We start from the raw sequence: 16,107 nt of genomic DNA, 5'->3' as shown, positions 1-16,107 counted from the left end.
TCTTTATGTGACTGACATATTGCAAATCAGCAAGAGAATGAGGAGTGTGCCGATGTTGGATGATCTGTTTGGCCCGGTAGGGGGCAAAAGAGACGGCGCGGAAATCCTGAAGGCGCTGCGGCAGGCGGCCCAGGAGCGCATCCTTGTTCTCGATGGCGCCATGGGTACGCAGATCCAGGGGCTTGGCTTCGATGAAGACCATTTCCGGGGGGAACGCTTTATTGGCTGCGCCTGTCATCAGCAGGGCAACAACGACCTTCTCATTCTGACCCAACCGGATGCGATCGAGGAAATCCATTATCGCTACGCCATGGCGGGCGCGGATATTCTCGAAACCAACACGTTTTCCTCCACGCGTATCGCGCAGGCGGATTACGAGATGGAAGGTGCTGTCTACGATCTCAACCGCGAAGGTGCCTTCATCGTGCGCCGCGCCGCCCAGCGCGCGGAGCGGGAAGATGGCCGTCGCCGTTTCGTGGCCGGTGCCATTGGCCCTACCAACCGCACGGCGTCGATTTCGCCAGATGTGAACAACCCCGGTTACCGTGCCGTCAGCTTCGATGACCTGCGTGTTGCCTATGGCGAGCAGATTGACGGCCTGATCGATGGCGGTGCCGATCTCATTCTCATCGAGACCATTTTCGATACGCTGAACGCCAAGGCGGCAATCTTTGCCTGCGAAGAGCGTTTTGCCGCCAAGGGCATTCATCTGCCGGTGATGATCTCGGGCACGATCACAGACCTTTCCGGTCGTACGCTGTCGGGTCAGACGCCGTCCGCCTTCTGGAATTCCGTGCGCCACGCCAACCCCTTCACCGTCGGCCTCAACTGCGCGCTGGGTGCCAGCGCCATGCGTCCGCATTTGCAGGAATTGTCGGAAGTTGCCGACACCTTCATCTGCGCTTACCCGAACGCAGGTCTGCCGAACGAGTTTGGCCAATACGACGAAACGCCTGAGATGATGGCCGCGCAAGTGGCGGAATTCGCCCGTGAAGGCCTCGTCAACGTGGTCGGCGGTTGCTGTGGCTCGACGCCAGAGCACATCCGCGCCATTGCCGATGCCGTTGCCGGTTATGCGCCGCGCAAGGTGGCGGAACACCGGTCCTTCATGTCGCTGTCGGGCCTTGAGCCTTTCGTGCTGACCAAGGACATTCCCTTCGTCAACGTCGGCGAGCGCACCAACGTCACCGGCTCCGCCAAGTTCCGCAAGCTCATCACCGCTGGCGATTATACCGCCGCTCTCGCCGTCGCCCGTGACCAGGTGGAGAACGGTGCTCAGATCATCGACATCAACATGGATGAAGGCCTGATCGACAGCCAGAAGGCCATGGTCGAGTTCCTCAACCTCATCGCTGCCGAGCCGGATATCGCTCGCGTGCCTGTCATGATCGACTCATCCAAGTGGGAGATCATCGAGGCTGGCCTGAAATGCGTTCAGGGCAAGTCCATCGTTAACTCCATCTCGCTGAAGGAAGGCGAGGAGAAGTTTCTGGAGCAGGCGCGTCTGGTGCGCCATTATGGTGCCGCCGTCGTCGTCATGGCCTTCGATGAGGTGGGGCAGGCCGATACCTACGAGCGCAAGGTGGAGATTTGCACCCGCGCCTATAAGCTGCTGACCGAAGAAGCAGGCATTCTGCCCGAAGATATCATCTTCGACCCCAACGTTTTTGCCGTCGCAACGGGCATCGAGGAACACAACAATTACGGCGTCGATTTCATCAACGCCACCCGCACCATCCGCGAAACCATGCCGCTGGTGCATATTTCCGGCGGTGTGTCCAACCTGTCCTTCTCCTTCCGCGGCAATGAGCCGGTGCGCGAGGCCATGCATGCCGTGTTCCTCTACCACGCCATTCAGGTTGGCATGGATATGGGCATCGTCAATGCCGGTCAGCTTGCAGTTTACGAGAGCATCGACCCGGAACTGCGCGAAGCCTGCGAAGACGTTGTGCTGAACCGCCGTGCCGATGGCACCGAACGGCTGCTGGAAGTAGCGGAAAAATTCCGTGGCGGTCCGGGCCGCGAAGCCCGAGTACAGGATCTCGCCTGGCGCGAATGGCCAGTGGAGAAGCGTCTCGAACATGCGCTGGTCAACGGCATCACCGATTACATCGATGCCGACACGGAAGAGGCGCGCCAGCAGGCGGCCCGTCCCCTGCATGTCATCGAGGGTCCGCTGATGGCGGGCATGAATGTGGTGGGCGATCTGTTCGGTTCGGGCAAGATGTTCCTGCCGCAGGTGGTCAAATCCGCCCGCGTCATGAAGCAGGCCGTGGCTGTTCTGCTGCCCTACATGGAAGAGGAAAAGCGCCTCAATGGCGGCGATCAGCGCAAGGCCGCCGGCAAGGTGCTGATGGCGACCGTGAAGGGCGATGTGCACGATATCGGCAAGAACATCGTCGGTGTCGTTCTCGCCTGCAACAATTACGAGATCATCGATCTCGGCGTCATGGTGCCTGCCACGAAGATTCTCGAAACGGCCATTGCCGAGGAGGTTGATGTCATCGGCCTGTCCGGCCTCATCACGCCATCGCTGGATGAAATGGTGCATGTCGCTGCAGAGATGGAACGCCAGGGCTTCAACATTCCACTGCTCATCGGTGGTGCCACGACCAGCCGTGTGCACACTGCGGTCAAGATCCATCCGCGTTACGAAAAGGGGCAGGCGATCTACGTCACTGACGCTTCGCGTGCCGTGGGCGTCGTATCAGCCTTGCTGTCCGAGGATCAGAAGCCTGCTTATATCGAGGGTATCAGGGCTGAATACGCCAAGGTGGCAGACGCCCATGCTCGCAATGAACGGGAAAAGCTTCGCCTGCCTTTGGCCCGTGCGCGCGCGAATGCCCACAAGGTGGATTGGACGGCCTACCAGCCGGTGAAGCCGCAGTTTCTGGGCACCAAGACATTCGAGACCTACGATCTGGAAGAGCTTGCCAAATACATCGACTGGACGCCGTTCTTCCAGACCTGGGAAATGAAGGGCCGATACCCCGCCATTCTCGAAGATGAGAAGCAGGGCGAGGCGGCGCGTCAGCTGTTTGCCGATGCGCAGGCGATGCTGAAGAAGATCATCGACGAAAAGTGGTTCCGCCCGCGCGCCGTCATCGGCTTCTGGCCCGCCCATGCAGTGGGCGACGACATCCGCCTGTTCACGGATGAAAGCCGCAAGGAAGACCTTGCGACCTTCTTCACCCTTCGCCAGCAACTGTCCAAGCGCGATGGCCGCCCCAATGTGGCGCTGTCGGATTTCGTCATGCCGCAGGACACAGGCGTCACCGATTATGTCGGCGGCTTCGTGGTCACGGCGGGGATCGAGGAAGTGGCGATTGCCGAACGCTTCGAACGCGCCAATGACGATTACTCCTCCATCCTCGTCAAGGCGCTGGCCGACCGTTTCGCCGAAGCCTTTGCCGAGCGCATGCATGAGCGCGTCCGCAAGGAATATTGGGGTTACGCCGCCAATGAAAGCTTCGGCCCAGACGATCTGATCGGTGAGGCCTATGCGGGCATCCGCCCAGCCCCTGGCTATCCGGCGCAGCCGGATCACACCGAAAAGGAAACCCTGTTCCGCCTGCTGGATGCGACGGAAGAGACCGGCGTGGTGCTGACCGAAAGCTACGCCATGTGGCCCGGCTCCTCCGTCTCCGGCCTCTATATCGGCCACCCCGAAAGCTATTATTTCGGCGTCGCCAAGGTGGAGCGTGACCAGGTCGAGGACTACGCCAAGCGCAAGGGCATGCCTGTCAAGGAGATCGAGCGCTGGCTGGGACCGGTGTTGAACTACGTACCGGTCGAAGCCGAAAAAGAGGTCGAGACGGCGGCGTGACTGTAAGTGCCATGGCGCCTTTCCTTGCTTGTAAGGTAAGGGTGTTACACGGAGTTTCACTTGGTTTATTTTTCGAGACGAACGCGCATTTTTGCGATTGGGATACTGGCAGGCGTCTTGGTGGGCAGCAGTGCCTATTACTATCTGGTGCCGGATGTTGTACCGGAGCACAAGGCGGCTCTGGAGCGATATGGTTCTCATCCGGACGCCGACTGTCCTTCGAACACTGACAAGACACACTGCCTGTCGCTCAACCTAGTAGACCCAAATTCTCCACTCGAGGTGCCGTCTGCTCCGAAAGTGTCGAAGAGTTTGCTTGCGGACGTCGCGCGTTTACCTGGCCTGCAATATATCGATCTCGGTCATACCGAGATCGATAGTCTGGCGCCTTTGATCGCGGCAAAGGACCTGCAGGAACTTCGTATCTCGGTTGCTCTCATCCATGATACCGGCAGTATCGGGCAGCTAACGGGCATCAAGCGGTTGGAGCTTGGAGAGGTCAGGGGAGCGGATCTCTCGGCGGTCGCGGGTCTCTCGCAGCTGAAATCCCTGTCGCTGAGTGCCAGCGAGAAAGATAATCTGGCGCCGCTTCGGACGATGGAAGCCGAGATCGAGATTGACCACGACTCCTGGCAGACGGGCGATATCGAAAATCTCGCCAACATCAAGGGACTTTCCAACGTTCGGCTCTACGGCGCACGCGACCTCTCGGCGCTTTCGGGCGCGAAGCGGCTGCGGCAGCTTTCGCTTCAGCCAAATGGGCTCGCCAGCCTCGCGCCAATTGCCGGACTTGTCTCGCTCGAGCACCTCAATATCGTCCATTCAACAATTAAGGAACTGACGCCGCTGTCGGTGAATACCCGCCTGAAGTCTCTCACTCTTTTAAATACTGCAATTTCCGACTTATCGGTGCTCGAACAGTTGCGCGATATCGAAACTCTCACCCTAAGCGCCTCCGATTACACCGATATATCTGTTCTGGCGGCGCTTCCCAATCTGAAATATGTCAATCTGGAGGGGCATCGAAAGATCGACCTTACACCACTCCTTCGTTCCCAAAGCCTCGAACGCGCCTATCTTGGCAATCGTATCTGCTGGTCTGACCGTGCGGTCGTCAACGAAATCGTTGCCAAAGGGTTGAATGCCACATCCTATAGTTCTCCTGATGGCGTTGATCCCATCGATCAACTCTGCGCGACCTATCGAGACTGGCGAGGTGGGATAACCGATGAACGAGAATGCGTCGTCACGGCAGACCGCGATTGTCCAATGAACAGACGATAGGCGAAGCAGAAAAATACGTAGAGACCACGGCCTGATACTTCGATTCAGGTGGTTGCAAGTTTGATTCTAAAATCGGCCCTTAAGCATTGATTTGAAAATACAAAAAGCGCGGAGACATCTGCCCTTTTTTGTTCTGCACTTAAGATTCCTCAGAGCGCAGCATTGTCGACAAAGTATTTACGTTATATTAGATTATTTGAATGTACCTATTGGTTGCGACTGTGATCGACGTCCTCACGTGGAGATTAATGTGCAGCAGCTTTCATCTCTCATTCTGGTGTTTGTCACCCTGACGATCCTGAGTGCTGGTTTCATCACCGGCGCTGCAAACGATGGCCCTTGGGGTGTTGGCATCGGCGCGCTGTTCATCGGCCCGCTCGTTTTCTTCTTCGTTGCCCACACGGTGCTGTATCTTGGCGCGTGGATTTTTTGGGGCAGGGATGGGGTTGCGTCTTACACTGCAAGCAAGATCAATCGCATCTCCGCGCTGATGACGATTTTGGCGGCGATTGCGGTGGCTTGAATCAATGGGATTTACGGTTGAGGCGGCGGGTGTGGCTTACCCCCCCTCTGTCCTGCCGGACATCTCCCCCACAGGTGGGGAGATCGGCAAGACGCATGCTCCCAACCTTATCCGCAGCCTTAGAGATGAGCGAGAGGTATCCACAGCCGATCTCCCCACCTGTGGGGGAGATGCCCGGCAGGGCAGAGGGGGGCTAGCCACACCCACTGCCGCTCAATCACCTACTCAAACCGATCAATAATACTAATCCCGCTATCCCTGAACCCATCCATTGCAGGCAGCGCCGTTACCGCATCCGACAACGAAATATGCCGTCCGATCAGCTTTTCCGGCGAGAGCTTGCCCGTCCGGATCATCGCCAGCATATCGTCATAACGCCAAGCCTGCATGCCGTGGCTGCCGTAAATCTCCAGCTCATGCGCAATCACCCGCGCCATCGGTATCTGCGGCATCGCATGGTCTGCCAACATCAGGCCCACCTGCACATGGCGGCCGCGACGGCGCAGGTTGCTGATGGAGTTGTAGCAGGTCTGCGGGTGGCCGAGTGCATCGACGGAGACATGCGCGCCGCCGCCGGTGATGTCGCGCACGGCTTCGCTGACATCGGCGACATCGCGGCTGTTGATGGTGGCAGTCGCGCCCAGTTCTTTCGCCAGAGCCAGCTTGTCCTCAACGATGTCGATGGCGACGACCTGTGCGCCAAGTCCGGCACCGATCATGATGGCGGAGAGGCCCACGCCGCCGCAGCCATGTACGGCCAGCCATTCGCCGCCCTTCAGCCGACCTTGATCGACCACCGCGCGGAAGGAGGTCGCGAAGCGGCAGCCGAGGCTGGCAGCTGTGTCGAAGCCCATCTCGTCGGGCATGTGCACGAGGTTCTGGTCGGCGTAGTCGATGGCGACATATTCGGCGTAGGAGCCCCAATGGGTGAACCCCGGCTGGAACTGCGTTTCGCAGACCTGCTGGTTGCCGGAGCGGCATTCCTGGCAATGGCCGCAGCCTGACACGAAGGGCACGGTCACCCGGTCGCCCACCTTGAAGCGCATGACGTTTTTGCCGACGGAGGAAATCACGCCTGCGAATTCGTGGCCCGGCACATGCGGCAGGCGGATGTCGCTGTCATGGCCCATCCAGCCGTGCCAATCGCTGCGGCACAGGCCGGTAGCCTTGACCGAGATGACCACGCCGCCCGGCGTCGGCTCCGGGTCTGGCAGGTTGGCGATGATAGGCGTTTCACCGAAGCGTTCGTAGAATAATGCGCGCATAATGGCTCTCCTGAGATGGCTTTTTTTCTAGCCCGATCTCTCAGTCGGAAACAGTGCGTCAGTCTGCTACAATCATCAAATCTTCTGATGCAAATTTCAGCGTGATGCGCTCACCAATGGCCGGTGGTGCGGTGCCGGGATCGTTGAACATGTCGAAGGACAGCGTCGCGCCACCGACATCCAGACGCGTACGGATGACCGAGCCGAGGAAGTGGCTGGAGGTCACCGTGCCCGATATCGCGACGTCTCCGACGTTGGCCTCACCCAGAGAACCGGCCTCGGGCCGCAGCGCCACAGTGACCTTTTCGCCATTGGCTTTGTTCAGTGGCTTCTTCAACGAAACCTGCTGGTCGCCGATCTGGATGGTGCTGGCGGAGGAATCCACGACCGTCGCGTCGATCAGGTTCAGCGTGCCGACAAAGGAAGCGACGAAGCGGGTGGAGGGGCTGTTGTAAATCTCGAAGGGAGAGCCGATCTGGTCGGCGCGTCCGGCATTCATGACCACGATGCGGTCGGAGATGGAGAGCGCCTCTTCCTGATCGTGCGTGACGAAAATGGTGGTGATGCCGAGCTTGCGCTGAATCTGGCGGATTTCCTCGCGCAGCGAAACGCGGATTTTGGCATCGAGCGCCGAGAGTGGTTCGTCCAGCAGCAATACCTGCGGCTTCGGGGCGAGCGCTCGCGCCAGAGCCACGCGCTGCTGCTGCCCGCCCGACATTTGGTAGGGGTAACGGTCGGCCAGATGATCGAGATGGATCAGCGCCAGCATTTCCTTAACCCGTGCATCGATTTCCGCCTTGGGCTTGCCCGCGATCTTGAGGCCGAAGGCGACGTTCTCGTAGACATTCATGTTGGGAAACAGCGCATAGGCCTGAAACACCATGCCGATGTTGCGCTGGTTGGGTTTCAGCGTCGTCTGGTCCTTGCCGTTGATGACGATGGAGCCGTCGCTCGGCGTCTCGAAACCGGCGATCATCCGCAAAATGGTGGTCTTGCCGCAGCCCGATGGCCCGAGGAAGGAAACGAATTCGCCCTGTTCGATCGCCATGTTGAAATCATGGACGACCTGAACCTGACCGAAGGATTTTCTGATGTTGTGCAGTGTCAAAAAGCTCATAAAATAAGTCCTCAGGCCTTGGGAGGCGCGCCTTTTTGATAGCGCGAGACGAGTTGGATAAGGCCTAGGCAGCCCCAGGTGATGCCGAAGGAAATGACGGCAAGGGCGGCAGGCTCGTAGGCACGGTTGGCACCCAGCAACTGCATGTACGGTCCGAAGGCCGGGCGGTTCAAAAGCGCTGCCATGGTGAATTCACCGATGACGATGGCGAAGGTCAAAAACGCACCAGACAGCACCGCTACCAGCACATTCGGCAGAATGATGCGGGCGAGAATGGTCGTCCATCCCGCACCGAGACTTTGTGCGGCCTCCGTCAGCGTTGTGATGTCGATGGTGCGCAGCCCGGTATCGACGGCACGGTACATATAGGGCAGGGCGAGCGTGGTATAGCCGAACATCAGCAGCAGGTTGGTGCCTGATGTCGTCCCCGTCAGCGGCAACCAGCTGGAGGTGTTGTAGAGCCTGATGTAACCGAAGACGATGACGATGGCGGGAATGACCAGCGGCAGCAGCGTGATGAACTCGATGACGGGGCGCAGAGCAGGCAGTTTCAGCCGCACCCAATAGGCCGTCGGCACCACCAGCACCACGCCGAAGATGATGGTGACGAGCGCCATGATGACGGAAAAGCTGAAGGTTTCCTGAAAGCGTGGGTCGCCGAGAACCTTGGCGTAGGCGTCGAAGGAGTATTCGCCGCGTCGCATCTTCAGCGAAAAGTTGGTCATGCCGATCAAAGGCAGGGCGAAATAGAGCAGGCCGAACAGCAGCGCGCCCCAGGCGAAAATCCGCTTCATTTCAGCCACCTTTCGCTGCGCGTGCGCATCCAGATATAGAGCATGTTGGCGATGCAGGTGACAAGGATCATGCCGAAGGCCAGCGCGTAACCGAGATTGGGATTGCCCAGCACGTCACCGCGAATTTGCGCGAACAACAAAATGGGCACAATGTTGAGAGACGAGCCGGTGAGCGCAATCGCAGTCGCAACCGCGCCGAAGGCATTGGCAAACAACAGCGAGAATGTGCCGAGAATGGAGGGCAGCAGAATGGGGAAGGCCACCATGCGCCAGTATTGAAAGCCGCTTGCGCCTAAAATTTCCGCCGCCTCGCGCCATTCGCGCTTCAACCCGTCCAGCGCCGGTGTGATGATGAGGATCATCAGCGGTATCTGGAAAAACAGATAGGTAACGGTCAGGCCCCAGAAAGACAGAATGTTGAAGCCAAGAAGGCGCAGATCAAGGCCAAGCTGGGTTTTCAAAAACACGGTGACGAGGCCGACAGGGCCGAGTGTGGCGATAAAGGCAAAGGCGAGCGGTACGCCTGCAAATTGCGAGGCCACGCCGGAAAATGTCAGAAGCGGTGCGCGAATTTTCTGCGGCAAGCCACCGAGAACAACGGCGGTCGCGACGCCAAAGCCGATCAGACAGCCGAGTGCGGCGGATGCGACGCTGATCTTGATGGAAATCCAGTAGGCCGAGAGAATGGATTCGGTGAACAGGCCTGCAATGTTTTCAAACGTAAAACTGCCATCCGGCGTCTGAAATGCGCCAATGACGATCTTCATCGTCGGCATGATCAAAAAAAGCACAATGAAAATTGCAAATGGCAGAACGCCCAGCCATTCCAGCTTCAGGCGACGCCCGGCTGCTGGTCGCGGTGGCGCGCCATGGGTGTTTGATGACATATGATGTTCCCAAACGCCGCGATCATCGCGGTCTTCTATCATATAAATCAGCCGCTCCGGCTTTTGAAAAGCCTCAGCTTTCAAAAAGATAGGAGCGGCTGTTTCGTTCGTTACTTCACGTTGGCGCCGACGACCTTGTCCCAACCGCCGGTGACGGCAGCCTTGTTGGCATCGACGTCTTCGAGTGTCGGGAAGATGGCCTTTTCATATGCTGCTGCCGGTGGCAGGGCGTCGAGCAGATCCTTCGGAATTTTGTTGGCCTTTGCCATCGCGTTGAAGCGGATCGGGTGGCAGAAGCCCTTCAACCAGCCAAGCTGACCATCGTCGGAATAGAGGTGTTCCATCCAGAGCTTGGCAGCGTTAGGATGCGGTGCGTAGGCAGAGATGCCCTGCACGTAAACACCAGCCAGAACGCCCTTTTCAGGAACGACGACTTCTGTCGGCGGGTTGCCGTTCAGCGTCTTTGCCCAGGACAGCGCATTGTAGTCCCATGCGACGACGATCGGTGTTGCGCCCTGTGCCAGCGTACCGGCCTTGCCGATGACAGGCACGAAGTTGCCAGCCTTGTTGAGGTCGGCGAAGTATTTCAGGCCAGCTTCACCGGCTTCCTTGCCGTCCTTGGCACCAGTGGAAAGACCGGCGGCGAGAACACCCAGAATAGCCTGGTTGGAGGCGCGCGGGTCGCCGGCGAGAGCAACCTGACCGGCATATTCCGGCTTCAGCAGATCGGCCCAATCCTTTGGAGAATTGGTGACGAGGTCCTTGTTCACGAAGATGGACATGACGCCGTAATAATCGCCATACCAGTAGCCTTCGGCATCCTTCACATTGTCAGGAATTTCGTCCCAGGTGGAAACCTTGTAAGGCTGGAGAAGGCCTTCCTTCTTCATCTGTGGGCCGAACGCCAGACCGACGTCGATCACGTCAGGAGCCTGCGGACCCTTATTGTCCTTGTTGGCCTTCACGGCTTCCACTTCGTCGGCAGAACCGGCGTCAGGGTTCAGCTCGTTGACCTGGATTTCAGGATATTTTGCCTTGAAGGAGGCGATGACGTCGCCGTAACCGCACCAGTCGTGGGGCAGGGCGATGGTCGTCAGCATGCCTTCCTTCTTGGCGGCAGCGATGAGTTCTTCGCTCGGTGCAGCAGAAGCGATCGCAGTGGATGCGATGACCAATGCGGTGGTGAGCGATAGCAGTCGGCGGCTGTGCGAGATCACGGTTAGTTCTCCTCTGGTGTCTGATGCGTCTGACGACGCTGTACGTGGGTTGCATGAATGTTATGTGACGGATTTTTCAGGCGGTCTCCCGCCCTCATTATGGTCCCTGCCGTTTTCTTGCCATCATTGCGCCCTGTCGTCGCCAGGATATTTGAGAAACGACATAAAAAATTCGTGTTGCGCCATTCGTTCGCTGGTGGACGCTTTCTTCAGTTCTCCTCTTTTCCCGGCTTTCGAAAAAGGCGGGTCTGCTCGAACAGGCCTTCCAGCGAATTCATCCGCTGACGGGTTTCATCCCAACCATTGCTTTGCACCGCCTCGATCAGCGCTTCCACCACGAACAGCGTCACGACCGAGCTGTCCCATGCGGATGGCGCTTCGATGCGCACGCGAAACGTATGTTCGGCAAAGCGCGAAACGGGGGACGTCCACTGGTCGGTGAACAGCAGAATGCGGACATTGTTGTCGTGCGCCACCTGCGCCAGCGTCACCATGTCCTGCTCGTAACGACGGATATCGAAGATCACCAGAACGTCGCCCGCATTCATGTTCAGCATATATTGCGGCCATGAACTGGAATTGGACGACATCAGCGCCGTCTTGGGGCGGATGACCTGCATATGCGTGAAGAAATATTCGGCAATCGCGCCGGTAATGCGCCCGCCGACGAAATAGATGCTGCGTTTTCTATCCGCCAGAAGGGTGGCAGCATTGTCGAAGGATGCGGTATCGAGATCGCTCAGCGTATCGCGCAGGTTTCCCGTTATCGCGTCGGCGAAGCGGTTGAGAATATGCAGGCCCGGCGCGTTGCTGGCCCAGCGGTCATGCTTGGCGATGGGGTTGGAAATCGTGGCTTCCAGCTCCTGATGCAGCCTTCCCTGAAACTCGGCATACCCTTTGAAACCGAGCTTTTGCACCATGCGCGCCACCGTCGGCGTCGAGACCCCGGCATTTTCCGCAACTGTCGTGATGCTGCCCAGCCCCGAGACCGGGTAATTGCCGAGAAGACTTTCGGCAAGGCGCTTTTCGGCACGCGTCAGGGTCTCGTACTGAGCCTGGATAACGTCCGAAACGGTCGCAGCCGAACTGTGCAAACTTTTCCCCTAGCCGAGCTTTTCGCCGGTCTGTTAGCGCTGATTAAGATACGGCGGGGAAAAGGAGTCAATCGAAAAAATGAAGAGAAAATTTCAAAAACCATTTGACACTTTGGCGTGTGTGAAGAATTCTTTTCTAACTGTCGGGGGACAGTGATGTTGACAGCGGGGTACACCATGACGGTGCAAGTACAGTTTTTCACAAGCGGCGAGGCTGAGCCCGTTGTCGTGGAAAACCCGCTCGGCAAGGGCCGGGTGCTGCTCGTCTGCGAACACGCTTCTCACACGCTGCCCGCGCGCTTCGGCACTCTGGGCCTCAGCGAAGATGTCCGCAAAAGCCATATCGCCTGGGACCCCGGTGCTCTTGCCGTCACCCGTCTTCTGTCTGCAAGCCTCGACGCCACCGTCATCTACCAGAATTATTCCCGGTTGATTTACGACTGCAACCGCCCGCCGGAATCGCCTTCCGCCATGCCGGTTACCAGTGAGATTTACGACATTCCCGGCAATGCGGATTTGAGTGAGGCAGAGCGCTTTGCCCGCACGGAAGCGCTGTATATCCCGTTTCAGACCCGCGTCAGCGACCTCGTCGACGAGAGGCGGGAAGCTGGAATTGAGACAGTTCTGGTGACGATGCACAGCTTCACGCCCGTTTATCACGGCAAGCGCCGTGAGGTCGAAATCGGTCTTCTGCACGATACGGATGCGCGGCTGGTGGATGCGATGCTGGATCACACTGCGGTTGGAGATTTCAAGGTCGAGCGCAACGAACCCTATGGCCCAGAGGACGGCGTAACGCATACGCTGCGCCTCCACGCGTTGCCGAACGGGCTTTTGAACGTCATGATCGAGGTCAGAAACGACCTGATCCAGAATGAGGAGGGGCAGCGGGCTGCTGCCGGTTTTCTGAGTGAGCTTTTGACAAAGGCAATCGCCGCTCACAGCCCCTGAATTTGCTTTGGCGGGAATTGTCCCGCCGGGCAGGAATGCCGTTGCATATCCAAAGAAGGCCGCACAGGTCCGGGGTGCAACGTGGGAACAGCAGATGTGCATGGCGTGATCGGGTTTTCCCATCGCGCCGAGACTGGGGCAAAATCGGCCATTCCGGCTGACGGCCTGTTTTTCTTGATCAGGAGAGAACGGCATGGATAATTCATCATCAGGCGTCAGCTATAAGAAGGCTGACGCATCCTATTTCGAAAAAAGAGGGCTCTCGCGCTATGCGGGTGTCTGGTCGCTCTGGGCTCTGGGCGTCGGCGCGGTTATTTCAGGTCATTTTTCCGGCTGGAACTTCGGCTTTGCCACCGGCGGCTGGGGTGGCATGCTGGTTGCGGGCATGATCATCGCCGTCATGTATCTGGGGCTGACATTCTCGATTGCGGAAATGAGCCCGGCACTGCCACATACGGGAGCAGCCTATTCCTTCGCGCGCACGGCCATGGGCCCGTGGGGCGGCTTTATCACCGGGCTTTGCGAGAACGTCGAATACGTCCTCACCCCCGCCGTTATTGTCACCTTCATCACGGCCTATGTGAACTCCATCCTGGGGCTCGATCCGGTCTATTCACCGCTTCTGTGGGTGCTGTTCTACGTCATCTTCCTGGCGCTCAACGTCTTCGGACTTGAACTGTCCTTCAAGGTAACGTTGGTCATCACACTGATATCGCTCGGTGTTCTCGTCTTCTTCTGGGTCAGCGCCATTCCCAATATGGACTTCTCCCGCTGGGCTCTGAACATCGGCGTTGGCCCGGATGGTGCGGCGGTGGAACTGCCTGAAGGAAATGGCTCGTTCTTCCCCTTCGGCTTCTCCGGCGTTCTCGCCACATTGCCTTTCGCGGTCTGGCTGTTCCTCGCCATTGAGCAATTGCCGCTGGCAGCCGAAGAATCTGTTGATCCGAAGCGCGATATGCCCAAGGGCATCATTCTCGGCATAATCACGCTGATGATTTCCGCCTTCATGATTGTGCTGCTCAACCCTTCGCTACCAGGCATTGGTGCCTTCCATCTCGGTTCTTCGCTGGAGCCGCTGCTGGATGGTTTCAAGGCTGTCTATGGTGATGGTGGCGTGGTTCTCCTGGGCTTCGTGGCTCTCACGGGCCTCATCGCCAGCTTCCACACCATTCTTTATGCGCAGGGCCGCCAGATCTACTCGCTCTCTCGCGCAGGCTATTTCCCAACGGCGCTGTCGGTCACCCACCCCAAGTTCAAGACACCGCATGTCGCGATGTTGACGGGTGCCATCGTCGGTCTTGCCGTGATGATGACCATCTGGTTCGCATTGGGTGCCACGGAAGGCGGCAGCATCATCGGCAGCGTGTTGCTCAACATGGCCGTGTTCGGCGCGATGTTCTCCTACATCATGCAGGCCATCTCCTTCATCATGCTGCGCCGTAACCTGCCGAATATCGAACGGCCCTTCCGTTCGCCGCTCGGCATTCCCGGTGCTGTTTTGACCATTATCATCGCTGTCATAACCTTGCTCTATCAGGTGCAGGACCCGAACTTCACCAAGGGTGTCATCTGGGTGGCGCTGTGGTTTGCTGTCGCCATCGCCTATTTCGCGCTGGTCGGCCGTCACCGCCTCATCCTGTCGCCGGAAGAGGAATTTGCGCTGGAGCACAAGCAGGCCGCACTCAATGCGGCGGCTTCCAAGGCTTGACCGATAAACAGGGCGACCGGCAACGGTCGCCCCATAAAACAAAGGGAACGAAACGATCATGACGACCACCTACACATTCGACGAGCTGAAAAAAGACGTGGCCGAAGGGCGCATCGATACCGTTCTGGCATGCCTCGTGGATATGCAGGGTCGTCTGATGGGCAAACGCTTCCAGGCGGAATTTTTCGTCGAAAGCGCCTATGAGGAAACCCACAGCTGCAACTACCTGCTGGCCACCGACATGGAGATGGAAACCGTTCCCGGTTACAAATCCACCGGCTGGGACAAGGGCTACGGCGATTATACGCTAAAGCCTGACCTCTCGACTCTGCGCCGCGTGCCGTGGCTGGAAGGCACCGCACTCGTGTTGTGCGATGCCTATGACCATCACACCCACGCCGAAGTCGCCCACTCGCCGCGCGCGCTTCTGAAGAAGCAGGTCGCACGTCTGGAGGCCATGGGCCTGAAAGCCTTTATGGCCACCGAGCTGGAATTCTTCCTGTTCGATCAGAGTTTCGAAACCGCCCGCGCCAGCGGCTACCGCGATCTCAAGCTCGCCAGCCCCTATAATGAGGACTACCACATCTTCCAGACCACCAAGGAAGAAGAGGTGATGCGCGCCATCAGAAACAATCTGCAAGCCGCTGGCATCCCTATCGAAAACAGCAAGGGCGAGGCGTCGGCAGGCCAGGTTGAACTCAACGTCCGCTACGCCGATGCCCTCACCATGGCCGACCGCCATGCCATCATCAAAAACGCCTGCAAGGAAATCGCCTGGTCCAAGGGCAAGGCTGTCACCTTCCTTGCCAAGTGGAATTACGATGCCGCAGGCAGCTCGTCGCATATCCACCAGTCGCTGTGGAGCCTGGATGGCAAGACGCCGATGTTTCTCGATAAGAACGGCGAACACGGCATGTCCGACATGATGCGGCATTATGTGGCCGGGCTTCTGGCGCATGCCAGTGAGACGACCTATTTCCTGGCGCCCTACATCAACTCCTACAAGCGCTATATGGCAGGCACCTTCGCGCCGACCAAGGCCGTTTGGAGCACAGATAACCGCACGGCGGGCTATCGTCTGTGCGGCGCAGACACCAAGGGCATCCGCATCGAATGCCGCGTCGGTGGATCGGATATCAATCCGCATCTTGCCATGGCGGCCTTGCTTGCGGCAGGCATTGACGGCATTGAAAACAAGATGGAGCTTGAAGCGCAGTTCGAAGGCGATGCTTACGGCGGCAAGGACATCCGCGAGATACCCAAGACATTGCGGGATGCGACGGATCACCTTAACACTTCCAAGATGCTGCGCAGCGCTTTCGGTGATGATGTGATCGACCACTATGTTCGCGCCGCAAAGTGGGAGCAGGAAGAATACGACCGCCGCGTGACCGATTGGGAAGTCGCGCGCGGTTTTGAACGGGCATAACAAATCATAGGA

General features: G+C 58.2%; 12 protein-coding genes. 6 read left to right on the top strand and 6 right to left on the bottom strand.

Annotated features, from left to right (window positions below; genetic code table 11):
• The first annotated feature begins 52 nt into the window (after positions 1-52).
• The 3 genes from metH to HRR99_RS10270 all read left to right on the top strand — a co-directional run bounded on the left by metH (position 53) and on the right by HRR99_RS10270 (position 5,633).
• A complete protein-coding gene (gene metH, locus HRR99_RS10280; RefSeq protein WP_233121550.1) occupies positions 53-3,826 on the top strand; it encodes a methionine synthase in 3,774 nt (1,257 codons plus the stop codon).
• A 60-nt stretch (positions 3,827-3,886) separates the two neighbouring features.
• On the top strand, positions 3,887-5,110 hold the full coding sequence (locus HRR99_RS10275; RefSeq protein WP_233121549.1) for a leucine-rich repeat domain-containing protein: 1,224 nt from the start codon (positions 3,887-3,889) through the stop codon (positions 5,108-5,110).
• 250 nt (positions 5,111-5,360) lie between these two features.
• Positions 5,361-5,633, top strand: coding sequence for a hypothetical protein (locus HRR99_RS10270; protein ID WP_233121547.1), 273 nt, complete (start codon positions 5,361-5,363; stop codon positions 5,631-5,633).
• Positions 5,634-5,854: 221 nt separating this feature from the next.
• Here HRR99_RS10270 and HRR99_RS10265 read toward each other — a convergent pair whose 3' ends face one another.
• The 6 genes from HRR99_RS10265 to HRR99_RS10240 all read right to left on the bottom strand — a co-directional run bounded on the left by HRR99_RS10265 (position 5,855) and on the right by HRR99_RS10240 (position 12,007).
• Complete coding sequence (locus tag HRR99_RS10265) at positions 5,855-6,898, bottom strand: zinc-dependent alcohol dehydrogenase family protein (protein WP_233121545.1); 1,044 nt, start codon at positions 6,896-6,898, stop codon at positions 5,855-5,857.
• 58 nt (positions 6,899-6,956) lie between these two features.
• Entirely contained in the window at positions 6,957-8,015 is a 1,059-nt protein-coding gene (locus HRR99_RS10260; RefSeq protein ID WP_233121544.1) for an ABC transporter ATP-binding protein, read from the bottom strand.
• An 11-nt stretch (positions 8,016-8,026) separates the two neighbouring features.
• Positions 8,027-8,809 carry an ABC transporter permease gene (locus HRR99_RS10255; protein ID WP_233121542.1) on the bottom strand — a complete coding sequence of 261 codons (783 nt, stop codon included), beginning with the start codon at positions 8,807-8,809 and terminating at the stop codon, positions 8,027-8,029.
• Positions 8,806-9,696 carry an ABC transporter permease gene (locus HRR99_RS10250; protein WP_233121541.1) on the bottom strand — a complete coding sequence of 297 codons (891 nt, stop codon included), beginning with the start codon at positions 9,694-9,696 and terminating at the stop codon, positions 8,806-8,808. Before HRR99_RS10250 ends, HRR99_RS10255 begins: the two co-directional genes overlap by 4 nt.
• A 110-nt stretch (positions 9,697-9,806) precedes the next feature.
• Positions 9,807-10,913 (bottom strand): ABC transporter substrate-binding protein, encoded by a 1,107-nt coding sequence (locus tag HRR99_RS10245; RefSeq protein WP_111837916.1) that lies wholly within the window; start codon positions 10,911-10,913, stop codon positions 9,807-9,809.
• A 209-nt stretch (positions 10,914-11,122) separates the two neighbouring features.
• The gene (locus HRR99_RS10240; RefSeq protein ID WP_065697864.1) at positions 11,123-12,007 is read right to left on the bottom strand and encodes a MurR/RpiR family transcriptional regulator; all 885 of its coding nucleotides are present in this window, start codon (positions 12,005-12,007) and stop codon (positions 11,123-11,125) included.
• A gap of 177 nt (positions 12,008-12,184) precedes the next feature.
• Between HRR99_RS10240 and HRR99_RS10235 the strand changes: the two genes are divergently transcribed.
• From HRR99_RS10235 to HRR99_RS10225, 3 genes are all read left to right on the top strand, one after another.
• Positions 12,185-12,958, top strand: coding sequence for an N-formylglutamate amidohydrolase (locus tag HRR99_RS10235; RefSeq protein WP_233121539.1), 774 nt, complete (start codon positions 12,185-12,187; stop codon positions 12,956-12,958).
• A 193-nt stretch (positions 12,959-13,151) separates the two neighbouring features.
• Positions 13,152-14,666, top strand: coding sequence for an amino acid permease (locus HRR99_RS10230; RefSeq protein WP_233121538.1), 1,515 nt, complete (start codon positions 13,152-13,154; stop codon positions 14,664-14,666).
• A 58-nt stretch (positions 14,667-14,724) separates the two neighbouring features.
• Positions 14,725-16,095 carry a glutamine synthetase family protein gene (locus HRR99_RS10225; RefSeq protein ID WP_233121536.1) on the top strand — a complete coding sequence of 457 codons (1,371 nt, stop codon included), beginning with the start codon at positions 14,725-14,727 and terminating at the stop codon, positions 16,093-16,095.
• Positions 16,096-16,107: the final 12 nt, after the last annotated feature.

It is taken from the genome of Agrobacterium vaccinii (assembly GCF_021310995.1).
Lineage (GTDB): Bacteria > Pseudomonadota > Alphaproteobacteria > Rhizobiales > Rhizobiaceae > Agrobacterium > Agrobacterium vaccinii.
Note: the sequence above shows the minus strand (reverse complement) of the source record. Positions and strands in the feature narration are given on the sequence as shown.